16 protein-coding genes are annotated in these 14,155 nt (G+C 71.8%); 8 read left to right on the plus strand and 8 right to left on the minus strand.

Annotation, left to right across the window (positions count from 1 at the left end; translation table 11 throughout):
• Positions 1–57 precede the first annotated feature (57 nt).
• Positions 58–1,455: an NADP-dependent succinic semialdehyde dehydrogenase gene (locus ACH4D5_RS05615; protein WP_398298923.1), complete on the plus strand. Its 1,398-nt coding sequence runs from the start codon at positions 58–60 to the stop codon at positions 1,453–1,455.
• 46 nt (positions 1,456–1,501) lie between these two features.
• Here ACH4D5_RS05615 and ACH4D5_RS05620 read toward each other — a convergent pair whose 3' ends face one another.
• Positions 1,502–1,729 carry a DUF5133 domain-containing protein gene (locus ACH4D5_RS05620; protein WP_398298925.1) on the minus strand — a complete coding sequence of 76 codons (228 nt, stop codon included), beginning with the start codon at positions 1,727–1,729 and terminating at the stop codon, positions 1,502–1,504.
• Between the two features lie 126 nt (positions 1,730–1,855).
• On the opposite strand from ACH4D5_RS05620, the gene ACH4D5_RS05625 reads away from it, so the two are divergent.
• From ACH4D5_RS05625 to ACH4D5_RS05650, 6 genes are all read left to right on the plus strand, one after another.
• Complete coding sequence (locus ACH4D5_RS05625) at positions 1,856–2,377, plus strand: DUF6328 family protein (protein ID WP_398298927.1); 522 nt, start codon at positions 1,856–1,858, stop codon at positions 2,375–2,377.
• Positions 2,378–2,607: 230 nt separating this feature from the next.
• Positions 2,608–3,312 (plus strand): HemK2/MTQ2 family protein methyltransferase, encoded by a 705-nt coding sequence (locus ACH4D5_RS05630; RefSeq protein ID WP_398298929.1) that lies wholly within the window; start codon positions 2,608–2,610, stop codon positions 3,310–3,312.
• Complete coding sequence (locus ACH4D5_RS05635; RefSeq protein ID WP_398298931.1) at positions 3,296–3,547, plus strand: CDGSH iron-sulfur domain-containing protein; 252 nt, start codon at positions 3,296–3,298, stop codon at positions 3,545–3,547. The genes ACH4D5_RS05630 and ACH4D5_RS05635 overlap by 17 nt, the downstream gene beginning before the upstream one ends.
• Entirely contained in the window at positions 3,544–4,620 is a 1,077-nt protein-coding gene (locus ACH4D5_RS05640; RefSeq protein WP_398298933.1) for an iron-containing redox enzyme family protein, read from the plus strand. Before ACH4D5_RS05635 ends, ACH4D5_RS05640 begins: the two co-directional genes overlap by 4 nt.
• A gap of 20 nt (positions 4,621–4,640) precedes the next feature.
• A complete protein-coding gene (locus tag ACH4D5_RS05645; RefSeq protein WP_398298935.1) occupies positions 4,641–5,207 on the plus strand; it encodes a nitroreductase family protein in 567 nt (188 codons plus the stop codon).
• A complete protein-coding gene (locus ACH4D5_RS05650) occupies positions 5,200–5,493 on the plus strand; it encodes a DUF6092 family protein (RefSeq protein WP_398298937.1) in 294 nt (97 codons plus the stop codon). Before ACH4D5_RS05645 ends, ACH4D5_RS05650 begins: the two co-directional genes overlap by 8 nt.
• A gap of 10 nt (positions 5,494–5,503) precedes the next feature.
• On the opposite strand, the gene ACH4D5_RS05655 is transcribed toward ACH4D5_RS05650, so the two are convergent.
• Positions 5,504–6,628 carry an agmatinase family protein gene (locus tag ACH4D5_RS05655; RefSeq protein WP_398298939.1) on the minus strand — a complete coding sequence of 375 codons (1,125 nt, stop codon included), beginning with the start codon at positions 6,626–6,628 and terminating at the stop codon, positions 5,504–5,506.
• Positions 6,629–6,953: 325 nt separating this feature from the next.
• Here ACH4D5_RS05655 and ACH4D5_RS05660 point away from each other — a divergent pair, with 325 nt between their 5' ends.
• Positions 6,954–8,366: an NAD(P)/FAD-dependent oxidoreductase gene (locus tag ACH4D5_RS05660; RefSeq protein ID WP_398298941.1), complete on the plus strand. Its 1,413-nt coding sequence runs from the start codon at positions 6,954–6,956 to the stop codon at positions 8,364–8,366.
• 27 nt (positions 8,367–8,393) lie between these two features.
• Here the strand turns inward: ACH4D5_RS05660 and ACH4D5_RS05665 are convergent, their stop codons facing one another.
• The 6 genes from ACH4D5_RS05665 to ACH4D5_RS05690 form a co-directional block, all read right to left on the minus strand.
• On the minus strand, positions 8,394–9,746 hold the full coding sequence (locus ACH4D5_RS05665; protein WP_398298943.1) for a hypothetical protein: 1,353 nt from the start codon (positions 9,744–9,746) through the stop codon (positions 8,394–8,396).
• Between the two features lie 111 nt (positions 9,747–9,857).
• Complete coding sequence (locus tag ACH4D5_RS05670) at positions 9,858–11,222, minus strand: MFS transporter (protein ID WP_398298945.1); 1,365 nt, start codon at positions 11,220–11,222, stop codon at positions 9,858–9,860.
• A 74-nt stretch (positions 11,223–11,296) separates the two neighbouring features.
• The gene (locus ACH4D5_RS05675) at positions 11,297–11,998 is read right to left on the minus strand and encodes a DUF6766 family protein (protein ID WP_398298947.1); all 702 of its coding nucleotides are present in this window, start codon (positions 11,996–11,998) and stop codon (positions 11,297–11,299) included.
• An 83-nt stretch (positions 11,999–12,081) separates the two neighbouring features.
• Positions 12,082–12,486 (minus strand): hypothetical protein, encoded by a 405-nt coding sequence (locus ACH4D5_RS05680; protein ID WP_398298949.1) that lies wholly within the window; start codon positions 12,484–12,486, stop codon positions 12,082–12,084.
• A gap of 184 nt (positions 12,487–12,670) precedes the next feature.
• A complete protein-coding gene (locus ACH4D5_RS05685; protein WP_398298951.1) occupies positions 12,671–13,084 on the minus strand; it encodes a hypothetical protein in 414 nt (137 codons plus the stop codon).
• Position 13,085: 1 nt separating this feature from the next.
• A complete protein-coding gene (locus tag ACH4D5_RS05690) occupies positions 13,086–14,051 on the minus strand; it encodes an LLM class F420-dependent oxidoreductase (protein WP_398298952.1) in 966 nt (321 codons plus the stop codon).
• Positions 14,052–14,155 lie beyond the last annotated feature (104 nt).

Below are 14,155 nucleotides of genomic sequence, written 5' to 3' on the forward strand. Positions count from 1 at the left end.
CTCGGAGCCGCTCCGCCCCGGTCCCGCCGGGCCCCGGGCACCCCGAGGAGGAACCGCATGCCCATCGCCACGGTCGACCCGGCCACCGGTGAGACCCTCGAAACCTTCGAGCCGCTGTCCGCCGCCGAGATCCAGCAACGCCTCGCGGCAGCGGAATCCGCGTACGCCCACCACCGCACCACCGGCTTCGCCGAGCGCGCGCGGCTGCTCAACCGCGCCGCCGACCTCCTGGAGGAGGACGCCGCGGACATCGCCCGCACCATGACGACCGAGATGGGCAAGCCGGTGAAGGCCGCCAGGGCGGAGGCCGCGAAGTGCGTCAAGGCCATGCGCTGGTACGCGGAGCGCGCCGAGGGGCTGCTCGCCGACGAGCAGCCCGCGCAGGACGACGTGTCCGACTCCGGCGCGTCCCGGGCGGTCGTCCACTACCGTCCGCTGGGCGTCGTCCTGGCCGTGATGCCGTGGAACTTCCCGCTCTGGCAGGTCGTCCGCTTCGCCGCCCCCGCCCTCATGGCGGGCAACGTCGCCCTGCTCAAACACGCCTCGAACGTGCCGAGGACCGCCCTCTACCTCCAGGACCTCTTCCGCCGCGCCGGCTACCCGGAAGGCTGCTTCCAGACGCTGCTGATCGGCTCGGGCGAGGTCGAGGACATCCTGCGCGACCGGCGGGTGGCCGCGGCGACCCTCACCGGCAGCGAGCCCGCGGGACGCTCGGTGGCGTCCGTCGCGGGCGACGAGATCAAGAAGACGGTGCTGGAACTGGGCGGCAGCGACCCGTATCTGGTGCTGCCCAGCGCCGATGTCGAGCGGGCTGCCGCGACCGCGGTGACCGCCCGGGTCCAGAACAACGGCCAGTCCTGCATCGCCGCCAAGCGCTTCATCGTGCACGCCGACGTCTACGACGCCTTCCGCGACCGATTCGTCGCCGGCATGCGGGAGTTGACCGTGGGCGACCCGATGGACGAGGACACCGACGTGGGCCCGCTGTCGAGCGAGCAGGGCCGGGCGGATCTGGAGGAGCTCGTCGAGGACGCGCTGAACCGGGGCGCCACGGCGCTGTGCGGCGGCGAGCGCCCCAAGGAGCTGGAGCGGGGCTGGTTCTACTCCCCGACGGTCCTTGCGGACGTCACTCCCGAGATGCGGATCCACCGCGAGGAGACGTTCGGGCCTGTCGCCACGCTCTACCGCGTCGCGGACCTCGACGAGGCGGTGGAACTCGCCAACGACACGCCGTTCGGCCTGAGTTCGAACGTGTGGACCCGCGACGACGCCGACATCGCGCGGTGCGTACGCGACCTCCAGGCGGGCGGCGTCTTCTTCAACGGCATGACCGCCTCGCACCCGGGCCTGCCCTTCGGCGGCATCAAGCGCTCCGGTTACGGCCGTGAGCTGTCGGGCCACGGCATCCGCGAGTTCTGCAACGCCACGACGGTCTGGTACGGCGCCGCGGAGTGAACCACTGAGTCCCGGGGTGCCCGCGGGCACCCCGGGGCGGTGACCCTCACGCCGAAAGCACCGAGTCGTCCAGGGTCCTGGCACCCGGCAGCCGGTGGCCCGCCGCGACGACCGCGGCGTCGATGTCGCTGGTGCCGGTGGCCAGGCACAGGCTGTACGCGATGTCCTCGTACGCCTGCCGGCTCTCGGCACTTCCCTGGTCGGCGCGGAGCACGGCCAGCGCCTTGTAGCGCTCCAGCAGGTCTTCCAGTACGACGGGGTGCGCCAGCAGCACGGGGGTGCCTCCCTCGGGGTCGGGTACAACGGTTGCTCAACGTCCCGCCTGCCCCCGCGCGTCGACTCGAATCACCATGACTGCTTCCGTTTGTCGATCCGCCGGTTCGTGGTCAGACTCTGTGATGTGGACGCGTCGAACAGCAAGACCGCGGGACGGCCCGAACCGGAGACCCGGGACGACGACCGCCGCGAGACCGAGAGTGAACGCGCCGACCGCCGCTGGACCGAGCTCATCCAGGAAGTGCGGGTGGCGCAGACCGGCGTGCAGATCCTCTTCGGCTTCCTGCTGACGGTCGTCTTCACGCCGCGGTTCACGGAGTTGAGCGACACCGACCGGACGATCTACATCGTGACGGTGCTGCTCGGCTCGGCGACGACGGGCGCCCTCATCGGGCCGGTCTCGTTCCACCGCGTCGTCTCGGGCCGGAAGATCAAACCGCAGGCGGTGGTGTGGGCGTCCCGGCTGACCTTCGTCGGCCTGATCCTCCTCCTCGGCACCCTGACGACCGCCCTCCTCCTCATCCTGCGGGTCGCCACCGACGACTCCGTGGTGCCCTGGCTGGTGACCGGCGTCGTCGCCTGGTACCTGCTGTGCTGGTTCGTGCTGCCCGCGTGGGCGCGACACAGGTACACGACGGCGGACTGAGCCCGTACGGCCCGACAGCGGGCGGCCAGGTGCGTTCGGACAGGCAGCAGGTGTGGATCACCGCGCCGGGGGCACCCAGTGTCAGGACCAAGCAGGCAGCAAATCCACACTGTTCGCAATAAGTCACCGTAAATCACTACCTGTCACGCTCTGGGTGGTGACAGGTGACGAACGGGCGGAGTGTGGGAGGAGGAGCCTCTAGTGCAGTTCCCACAGACGGGAGATGCCACATGACCACGCACACGCGGTCGCCCATGCCGACTCCGGCGCGTCCGGCACGTCCGGCGCGTCTGGTCGCTCTGCCCGGCGTATACGCACCGCAGTACGACACCGAGATGCTGGCCCGCGCCCTGTACCGCGAGCGCATCGGTGACGGCACTTCCGTACTGGACCTGGGAACCGGCTCCGGGGCACTCGCCGTGACGGCGGCCCGGCAGGGCGCGCGGGTGACGGCCCTCGACATCTCCTGGCGCGCGGTGCTGTCCACCTGGCTGAACGCGCGGCTGTCCAGGCAGTCGGTCACCGTGCGCCGCGGCGACATGACCACCGGGGTGCCGGCAGGACCGTACGACGTCGTGGTCAGCAACCCGCCCTACGTTCCCTCTCCTTCACCGCTTCTCCCCCGGCGCGGCCCGGCGCGCGCGTGGGACGGCGGACCCGTCGGCCGCGCCGTCGTGGACCGCGTCTGTGACGCCGCTCCCGACGCCCTGCGGGTCGGCGGTGTCCTGCTGATGGTGCACTCCGCGCTGTGCGACGTGGACGCCTCACTGGAGCGGCTCGCGAGCCGGGGCATGGAACCCGCCGTCGTGGAAAGGGAGTTCATCCCCTTCGGCCCGGTGATGCGCTCCCGCGAGACGTGGCTGCGCCGGCGCAACCTCATCGGCGAGGACGAGACCTGCGAGGAGTTGGTGGTGATCCGTGCCGAACGCCGCTGACCGACCTCGCCGCGTCACGGTCGACCGCGACGGGCCGCTCCTGGTGGAGGGCCCGGTCGAGGTGGTGGGTGACGACGGGACCGTCTCCGTCTCACGGCGGTTCGCGGTCGCGATCTGCACCTGCCGCCGCAGCCGTACGTACCCGTGGTGCGACACGAGCCACCGCCGACGGGTGAAGCAGCACGCGGACAAGCCGTCCGCGCCCGAGACCGAGGAGCCGGAGGCCTCGTCATGACCGCCCCCGCCGAACTGCGCCCCACCGTCCCGCCCCACGCCGAATCGCGGTACCGCAGCCCCGAACTGCCGTCCCCCCGCGGCGAGCTGTCCGGCGGCGTGCTCGCCGCCCTGCGGAACGGCGGCCCGGCCCCCTCCCCGCGGGACGCCGAGCACGCGGACCCGTACGGCGACGATCTCCAGCTCGCCCTCTACATCCTCTACGAACTCCACTACCAAGGCTTCGCGGAGGTCACCGACGAGTGGGAGTGGGACCCGGGCCTGCTGGCCCTGCGACGCGCGATGGAGCGCCGCTTCCTGGACGCCCTGCGCGCCGACGTACCCCCGTGCGAAGACGCGGAGCAGGCCCTGTCCGAGCTCTTGGTGGAACCGGTCGGGCACGACGACGCGAGCGTCAGCCACCACCTCCAGCGCGACGGCGAGCTCTGGCAGCTCAGGGAGTACGCGGCGCTGCGCTCCCTGTACCACCTGAAGGAAGCCGACCCGCACGCCTGGGTCATCCCCCGGCTGCACGGCCGGGCGAAGGCGGCGATGGTCGCCATCGAGTACGACGAGTTCGGCGCGGGCCGCGCCGACGACATCCACGCCAGGCTCTTCGCGGAGCTCATGGCCGACCTCGACCTGGACACGTCCTACGGCCACTATGTGGACGCCGCCCCCGCCGACGTCCTCGCGACCGTGAACCTCATGTCCCTGTTCGGCCTGCACCGCGCCCATCGCGGGGCGCTCGTCGGGCATTTCGCCTGGGTCGAGGTGACGTCCTCGCCCGGCTCGCGACGGCTGGCGGCGGCGCTGCGCCGGGCGGGCGCGGGGCCGGCCGCCCAGCGGTTCTACGACGAACACGTGGAGGCGGACGCCGTGCACGAGCAGGTGGTGCGCCGCGACGTCGTCGGCGGCCTCTTGGCCGCGGAGCCCGCACTCGAGGCCGACGTCGCCTTCGGGGTCCGCGCCACCGGCTTCCTGGAGGACCGCCTCGGCGCCCGGCTCCTCGACGCGTGGCGGCGCGGGAGCAGCGCGCTGCGCGTCCCCCTGCCCGACTCCCCCGGCGGATCTCCCGGGTGGCCGCGGGACTGAGGGAAAGCTATATCTGAGATGTGACTGATGGTCGAGATGGTGACGCCCTGTCGCCGGAGTCCTTCGCGCAGATCGTGCGTACCCGCAGTGCCGTGCGCAGTTACACCAGTGATCCCATCGAGGACCGAGTCCTTGAGGAACTGCTGGACGCCATGCTGTCGGCCCCCACCGGGAGCAACGCGCAGGCGTGGTCCTTCGTCGTGGTGCGCGACGCGGTGGCCCTGCGGCGGTTGAGGGCGTTCTCTCCCGGGCTGGTGGGAAAGCCCCGGGTCGTGGTGGTCGCCTGCGTGGACGGCGGCCGCCTCGATCTGGCCTCGCACGACGGCGCGCCGGAGCTGTGCGTGACCATGGCCGTCAACACTCTCCTGCTGACGGCCCACGCGTACGGGCTCGGCGCCTGCCCCGTCACCAGTTTCCGGGCCGGTGTCCTGCGGGTCCTGCTGGGCATTCCCGCCGACATCGAGCCGGTGTTCATGGTGCCGATGGGCCACCCGGCAGGCGAACGTCAGATGTCCAAGCGTCGACCCCGGAGCGAAGTGATCAGCTATGAAGTCTTCGGACAGCACACTCCCGCCGTCGGTGCGTGAGGATCTCGTCCTGCTCGCCGCGAACCTGTTGAGCAGCGCCCGCGGGCTGCTGGAGGAGCCGAAGAACTACGGGCCGATGCGCTGCCTGGGTGCGGCCGGCCGGGTACTGGAGCTCCTCGAAGAGGCGGACGCGAGCGAGCCGCGGCTGGTCGCCGTCCGCACCAGGATCGACGACGTGCTCACCGGGCCGCAGAACCACGAGCACACCAGCGATCTCCTGGAGAACCTGTGCGAGCAGGTGGCCGTGGCCGTGACACAGCCCGCCGGGGCCGGCGCGGGCGACTGATTCCCCCCGCTCACCCGCCCGGTCCCTGCCGGTCGGGCGCCGGTCCGGAGACGCGCGGGTCCACGTAGTCCGGGCCGGGCAGACCCTTGCGTCGCATGGCGATTCCGGACACCGCCTCGAAGATGGCCCGGCGGGCGTTCATCGTGGTGGTGCAGCCGGGGTCCAGGTGGGGCGCCACCTCGACGATGTCCATGCCGACGACCGGCAGCTCGTGGCAGATGCGGCGGATGGCGGGCAGCAGTTCGCGGTTGGTCAGCCCCGGCGGTTCGGGGGTGCCGGTGCCGGGCGCGAAGGCCGGGTCCAACACGTCGATGTCCAAGGACACGAAGAGGTACTCGGGACCGTCGAGCGCCTCTTCGAGGGCCTGCTGGAGGACCGCGTCGAAGCCGCGCCGGTCGATCTCGGCCATGAAGTGCGCGCGCAGCTGGTTGTCGCGCATCCAGTCGAGCAGGTCCTCGTCGGGTGCGATCGCGCTGCGCAGACCGATCTGGATGAAGTTGCGCCCGGGGACGTGTTCGTCCTCGATCAACCGGCGGATCGGCGTGGCGTGCGAGGCGAGATGGCCCGCCAGGTGGGGCGCGCAGTCCGGGTGCGCGTCGAAGTGGATGACTCCGACCTTGCCCGGTCCGTAGACATCGGCCATGGCGGCGGCGTCGGGCCACAGGATCGAGTGGTCGCCGCCGAGCACGATCGGAATGGCGCCCGTCTCGGCGATCTCGCGGACCAGGGCACGGATCGGTTCCATGGAGTTGTCGATGCTGAACAGGTCCACCGCCGCGTCTCCGTAGTCGACGACCGTCAGCTCCTCGAAGGGCTTGATGCGCGTGGTGGGGTTGACGAGCAGGTTCGGGGTGTTCGGCAGGCACCGCTCGTCCGCCCGGATGGCGCGCGGGCCGAAAGCGGCACCCCGGTGCCCGGTGGACATGTCGACCGGTGCCCCCAGCACCGCCACGTCGACGTTGCCCGCGCGCAGGTCGTCCTGGTTGAGGCAGAGCGGCAGCCCGAACAGCGTGGCGATACCGGCGTACGGGGGTGCGAACGCGTACCGCTGAAGGTTGATCGGGCCGGGCTCGCGTCCCGGGTCGCCCGTGCGGTCGATCCGCTGTCTCCAGGCGTCCGCCGGTACGTCTTCCACAGGGGGCTCCTTCTGTCGCGCCTGGGCGGTGACCGGCGCCGGTGCGTCCGGCCGGCTGCCGCGGTGCCCACACAACCCGAGGGGGCGCGTCCGCTGTCGGCACCCCGCCACCGCGGACCGTGACAGTCAGCCGTGCGGACCATTTCCGGCGGCTCGCCGGACACCGGCGTGCGGGCCTCGGACGGCGCAACCGGGCGTGCGTGCGGCCGGGCCCGTGCGGATGGTGGGTGGCGGAGCGTGCGCGTTCCCTGTGCGCGGCAGCCGCCTGAAACCGGTGCGCTGCCCGCTCCGTCTCCCGCGTACCACCCGAAAGGACAGCCGGCTGATGCTACGCAGTGACATGGACGTCGCGGTCGTCGGCACCGGTGTCATCGGCCTGGCGACGGCCTGGGAGGCGGCCCGCCGAGGGCTGCGGGTGCGTCTGATCGGGCCGCGCTCGGGAGAGCACCGGGGGCAGGCGTCCCGGGCGGCGGGCGCGATGCTGGCGCCGTTCAGTGAGGTGGCGGCCTCCGACAGTCCCGAACGCGTCGCCCTGGAGGTCGGCGAACGCGTCGCCGCCCGGGAGCTGTACGACTCCTGGCTGCCGCCGCTGCGGCAGGCGAGCGGCCGGCCCCTCACCCTCACGCCGGGACTGTGGGTGGTGGCCACCACCGGCGGCCGCGGGGACGCGACGGAACTGAGCGCCATCGCCGACGCGGCCGTCGCCCACGGCCACCGTGCGGAGCGCCACGACCCCGGCGATGTGCCGGGCCTGTCTCCGGCCCGGTCCTGCACCGCCCATGGCGCGCTGTGGCTGCCCGGCGAGGCGACCATCGACTCGGGCGAGCTGATGAGCGCCCTGACCGAGGCGCTCCTCGCCCACGCGGACGTGACGTGGACCGAATCGGAAGCCACCGGCCTGCATCCGTCGGCCGGTGATGAGGTGACGATCACCTGTGCCGATGCGCCCCGGATCAGTGCGCCGCGCGTCGTCCTGGCCGTCGGCGTCGGCCTGAACGACCTGCTGGCGAACAGTCCGGACCTGGAACTGTCGTTGCCGCCGATACTGGCCGGCAAGGGGGTCAGCGCGGTGGTGCGCCACGTTCCCATGTCGCTGCCGACCGCGATCCGCACGCCCATGCGCGACTTCGCCTGTGGAATGCACCTGGTGCCCCGCACCGACGGCATGGTCTACGTGGGAGCCACCAACCGCCTCTCCCCCTCGGGGGCCGTCCCCTACCCGCTGGTCATGGAACTCAACGACCTGCTGCGGGAGTCGGGCGAGGAGCTCAGCACCAAGCTGTACGAAGGGGAGCTCGTCGGCGCCCGCGTCGGGTACCGCCCTTTCACACTGGACCACCTTCCGCTGGTCGGCCCCACCGCCGATCCGCGGGTCCTCATCGCTTCGGGCACCTACCGCAATGGCATGCTGCTGGCTCCCCGCCTCGCCGGGATGATCGCCGATCACCTCACCAGTGACACCGTGGCCGAGCACCCCTTCGACCCCACTCGCACGATCACGCCGAGCGCCCTGCCGGAGACCCTCGAGCGTTGGCTGCCCGAACTGGTGGACCTCTTCCTTCCGCCGCAGGGAACGCCGACCGCCATGCAGGGCGTACTGGCCGATCTGTTGCACCAGAGCCTGCGCGGCCTGGCCACCGACGGCGGTGACCCGCGCGGTGCGGCGGTCCGGCGTACGTGGCAGCAGGCTCCCGTTCCCGAAGCCTTGTGGTCCCTGCTCGTCGCCTATCTCAAATGACGCCGGCTCACATGGTTCTGCCTCACATCACGCCGGGGGCGGCTGTGCGTACAGAGCGTCGATCAGGCGGAAGAGGTCCACGCGCGTGCCGTCCTCGTCCACGGCGTACCGGCCGGGGTCGGTCAGGTACAGGGAGGCCGCGTGGCCGTCGGGGCGCAGCGTCTGTACGGTCTCGGCGGCGTAGATGCCCAGGGACGGCGGGTCGTCCTCCGGGGCGCCGAGGCGCTGCCGCAACTGCCGTGCCTGGTCGAACAGCAGCGCTTCGCCGAAGCTGTCCACGTTGATGCTCAGGGCGCCCTTGCCGTCGTCGGAGAGCCCGGCCGCGCGCAGGAGTTCCACGAGGTAGCTGGTGTAACCGAGGCAGTGGCGGTCGCGCGGGACGTCGAGTTCCCGCAGTTCCTTCCACATCGGGTCGCCGCCGACGATCATCATGGCGAGGAGGTCGTCGTCGCGGGGTATGTCCCCGGTGGTCACCGCGTCCCACAGGCACTCGGCGAGCGGGTCGAGGCCGGGTGCGGTGCGTACGGGGACGTCCGGACGGCCCGCGGCGTCCAGTGCCCGGCGGATGTGCCGGCGGAACAGGTCGAGCACACGGGTGTAGCGGCTATCGACCAGGCGGAAATAGCGCTGCGCCAGTTCGGCGGCGACGAGGCCGCTCTGGAAGGCGTCGAGGAGGTAGAGGTAGTACTGCACTCGCGGCACGTCGACGGTGACCGTCAGGGCCAGGGAGGAGGGCAGCAGGGCGGCGACGTCGCCGATCACGCGTGACTGGCGCAGGACGGTCTCGTACTCGTAGAGCGACAGTTCGCCCTCCGTGACGATGGACCGCAGCCGAGCGGCCGACGGAGCGGCGTCGGCGCGCAGCAGCTCCGTACCGCGGCCGTGCTCGTCGATGAAGCGCAGGTTCTGGTGACTGAACAGGCAGACACCGCTGACCAGTTCGGCACGGACGGCGTCGTCGGCGCTGCCGGTGAGTTTCCGCGCCCCCTTGATGTGCAGGCGGTGGCGGCTGCCGCAGAGCTCGGCCCCGGCGAAGACCGCCTTGTGCGCCCGGTCCCTGCGGCTCTGCACGATCAGCGCGTCGGCACCGGTGCCGAACTCGCCTTCGCCGAAGTACTCGCCGAGCGTGCGCACGCGCTCGAACGCGCGCCTGACCGCCTTCTCCTGGTCCGGCGTGCCGGTGGCCGCCGTCTGCCACATGCCCTCGCTTCCGGGGACGGGGCGGGGGTGGGGGCCCGCGGGGGTGTCGTACCGGTGCAGGACCGCGGGCTCTCCCGGGTGTTCCGTCTGTTTGATGACGAGTAGTTCATCGGTGCCGGCGAGAGAGCGGCGCCCGACAGGGGGCGCCTCTCCACCGGCTGGAACCTCGTGAGCACGCACGCATCCTCCCGGAGCTCCGCGCCCGGCGCCGCACGGCTGCGCACCGCACTCACACACCCGGGCATACGCGAACGAATCGGGCGTGAATGGACCATTCCATTATCGGAGCCGTCAGGCGTCGGGCAACCCGGCTCCGGGTGTGCGGCGCAGGCCGGTGGCCAGTACGGCGAGACAGCCGAGGAAGCCGATGGCCAGCAGGCCGCCGATGCCGGCCAGCGCGAGGTGGAAGGCGGCGGTGGGGGTGCCGTCGCCGGTGAGGCCGACGGCGTACACGGAGCCCACCACGGCGGGGCTGAGGGCGCCGCCGAACTGGCGCAGTGCGGTGCTGGTGGCGGAGGCCATGCCGGCGAGGTTCCGGGGGACGGCGTTGACGGAGACGACGGTGACGGAGGTGAGCATCAGGGAGATGGAGACACCGAAGAGGGCCAGCCGCCAGGCGAGGTCCAGGAAACTGGTGTCGGGGCCGACCTGGAGGAACAGAAGGGCGACGGCGGCGCCGAGCCCGAGGCCGGCGGTGAGCAGTGCCAACGGCGGTACGCGGCTCATCAGCAGCCCGACCGGCACATTGGCGACCGCGCTGACCCCGGCGAAGAGGAAGAGCCGGGTGCCGATCTCCAGGGCGGAGAAGTCGTGGACCTCGCCCAGGTAGAGGCTGATCAGGAAGGTGAAGCCGACGGTCGCGAAGAGGGCGATCACGGACGCGAAGGCGGCGGTGGCGAAGCCGGGCGAGGTGAACAGCCGCAGATCCATCAGCGGGGCGGCGGCGCGGCGCTCGACGGCGAGGAAGGCGGCCAGGGCGAGAACGCCGACGGCGAGGCCGGTCACCGTAAGGGCGGAGGTCCAGCCCCGGGAGCCGCCTTCGATCACGCCGAAGATGAGGCCGGCCATGGCCACGGCGGCGGTGATCTGACCGGGCCAGTCCAGGTGGCGGCCCTCTGGGCTCTTCGACTCCGGCAGCCACCAGTGGCCGCACACGAGCGTGCCGAAGGACAGGGCGGCGGCGGGAACGAAGATCCAACCCCAGGCGCCGGATTCGAGGATGCCGCCGGACAGCAGGGGGCCGAGCGCGAGTCCGGCGGCCACCCCGGCGGCCCACAGGCCGATGGAGCGGCCACGGTCGTGCGCGTCGGGGACGGCATGGGCGATCAGGGCAAGGGTGGTGGGGAGCAGGAGCCCGGCGCCGAGGCCCGAAACGGCCTGACCGGCCCAGAGGACCGGCATCGTCGCACCGTTCCCCAGCAGGCCGGCCAGGGCTGCCACGAGGCCTCCCGCGCCGGTCAGGGCCAGGCCCAGGGAGAAGATCCGACGGCGGCCGTAGAGATCGCCGAACACCCCGGCCGACAGGACGGAGGCCGCCATCGGCAGGACGTAGGCGTCGGAGACCCACTGCAGCTGAGAGGTGTCGGCGCCGGTGGACGCGGCGATGTCGTGCAGCGCTCCCGCGACGCCGTTGATGGGGAGGTAGACGGCGAACACGCCCAGGACCGCCAGGGCGACCGTGGCGGTGACGTGGCGTTCGGCCGCGGCTCCTCCGGTCCCGCGCTTCAGGGTCAGCCGCCTTCGACGCCGGTCGCGCCGTGCGGGGAACCGACCGGCTTCGACTCCGGGGAGCCGCGCTGGCGCAGATAGACGGAGAAGACGGCCATCGACCCCACGGCGAGGAGCTCGGACTGCCAGTTCTGCAGGGTCCTGCTCCAGAAGTCGGCGGCGCCGAGGTACTCGAACCAGCCGATGGGAGCCTGGAGTTCGCGCAGGTGCTCTTCGTTGTACGCGGCTGTGCCGGCGACGGACTGGGCCAGCCAGGAGAGCAGGAACAGGGCGCACATGAGGATGCCGAGCGAGCGGGAGTACCAGGCCTGACGCGCGCCGCCGACGGAGGCCCAGCGCGGCGAGTCGTGCTGCGCGTGTTCGCCGATCTTCTGGTCCTCGTCGGACTCGGTGCCCGCCTTGTGGAGCTCCTTGGACTCGGGCGAGCCGCGCTGGAGCAGCCAGACTGTGCCAAAGATGTAGAGGAAGAACTGCAGGTATTCGGACTGCCAGTTCTCCATCACGTCCACGGCGAAGTCGGAGCTCAGGAGATAGCCGCCGAAACTCATCGGGGCCAGGTCCTCGGCGGCGAGGTGGTTGTTGAAGTCGGCGTGCCCGGCGACCGCCTGCCCGGCCAGGGTGAGGAGGAAGCCCGCGCCGAAGGCGAGGGTCAGGCTGTTGTCGTGCAGGAAGCCACGAGCGCCCTTCGCGCGCCCCGGCCTCATCGCTGCATCAGCCCCAGCACCGTGCAGTAGGCCAGTCCCGCGGCCACCATCAGGAGATACACCGTGAACATGGTCCGCACCGGTCAACCACCCTTGATCAGACACTGATACGGCTTCTCGGGGCGCTCGGTGCAGCCGGCGGCCGTGACCTTCCAGCCGTCCGGGAAGGACGACAGGAAGAGCGTGTCGCGGTCGGTCACGACGCGTGCCTGGCGCCCGTACACGTCGACGTGCCGCACTTCGGACGCCGTGGGCAGCCCCGCGTCGGGCAGGGCCCGCGCGCAGGGCAGTTCGGCGGACTGCTCCAGCTCGTCGCGGGTGCCGGGGGCGAGCGCCACGCAGCCGCGCGCGGCGTCCGAGGCGCGCAGGCCGGCCTCGAACCGGGTGACCGCCCGGGCGGCGCCGTCCTCCCGCGCCCCGACGTCGCCGCAACCGCTGAGGGTGCAGCACAACAGTGCCGCGGCCACGCCCCACCTCGTTCCGCGCACCAGTTCTACTCTCCTTCGCGGTCCCGTCGGCTCGTGACTGCCGCACCGCGACGGTGGTCCGTCAGGGTGCAGGCCCTCCGACGATGCCGCGACTCCGTCCCGGGACGGAGAACCCGCGCGCCGGACACGCCGACGTGCACCCGAACGGACGGCACCCGTCCGGCCGCCCCGTCAGCCGTCCGCTTCAGCCGTCCCCGGGCGGCGCCCCGTGCTCGGGTCCTGTCAGCCTGAGCTGCACCTCGATCTCCTGGTCGCCCGAGACGCTGCCGACGGTCGACACGACGAAGGCCGATTCGAGCGTCCTGCGCAGGCGAGCGACCGCGACCGGGCCGCCCTGCAGGTCGGCGGTCACCGAGCCCGCGAGCAGGACGCCCGGTACGGAGTCGGGGCTGTGGGCGGCGCGGAACTCGCCGGTCCACACGGCGGGACACTCCTCTCCGGTCTGGCGTGGCGCGTCACTTCCGCGGTCGGACGCGAAGTGGGTGCGCAGGACGTCGAAGACGGTGTCCGCGTCGGCCGGTGAGCACTCGCCGAGGGCCACTTGCACGAGGTCGGCGGTCGGGGCGTGCGGTGTACGGGATTCTCCGGCCTCCGGCACGTCACAGCTCCCGCAGCGCGGGCAGGAGCTTCTTCTCGGCCCACTCGATGAAGGGGCGCTGCTGGTCGCCGCCCACCTGTACGAGGGCGACCTCCGTGAAGCCCGCGTCGACGAAGGGGCGTACCGCTTCGACGAAGTCGTCGACGCTGTCTCCGCACGGGATCTGCTGGGCGATGTCCTCCGGAGTGACGAACTGCGTGGCACCGGCGAACCCGGAGGGGCCCGGCAGTTCGGAGTTGACCGGCCAGCCGCCGACGGACCAGCGGAACTGGTCGTGGGCGCGGGCCACCGCCGCGTCCTTGTCGGTGTCGTAGCAGACGGGCAGCTGGCCGACCCGGGGCTTGCCGCGGCCGCCGTGCTCCTCGAAGGACGTGAGCAGGTCGGCCTTGGGCTCGGTGGCGATGACGAGGTCGGCGAGCCGCCCGGCCAGCGCGCAGGACCGGCCGCCGGACACGGCGATGCCGATGGGCGGCAGCTCGTCGGGCAGGTCCCACAGGCGGGCGTTCGCCACGTCGAAGTGGTCGCCCTGGTGATTGACGTTGTCGCCGGTGAAGAGCGCGCGGATGATGCCGACCGCTTCTTCGAGCATGTCGAGGCGGACGCGCGGGGAGGGCCAGCCGGCACCGACGACGTGCTCGTTGAGGTTCTCGCCCGAGCCTAGCCCCAGCCGGAAGCGGCCCTCCGAGAGCAGCTGCATCGTCGCGGCCTTCTGGGCCACCACGGCGGGGTGGTAGCGGACCGTCGGGCAGGTCACGTACGTCATCAGCGGGATGCGCGAGGTCGCCTGCGCCGCCGCGCCGAGCACGCTCCACGCGTACGGGGAGTGCCCCTGCGTGTCGAGCCACGGAAAATAGTGGTCGGAGGTGACGGAGAAGTCGAACCCGGCCCGCTCCGCCGCGACCACGTCGTCGACGAGGGCGCGCGGTCCCGCCTGCTCGGTCATCATTGTGTAGCCGAATTGCACCATAATGGATCGGTTTGCCGAACTGCTCCCGCTGAAACATCCGACGAACCACTGCTCCACCGTACGGATGCGGACGGCGAGCGGGGGTACCGGGGCAACCACAGCCC

The sequence above is a fragment of the Streptomyces sp. NPDC018029 genome (assembly GCF_044327655.1).
Lineage (GTDB): Bacteria > Actinomycetota > Actinomycetes > Streptomycetales > Streptomycetaceae > Streptomyces.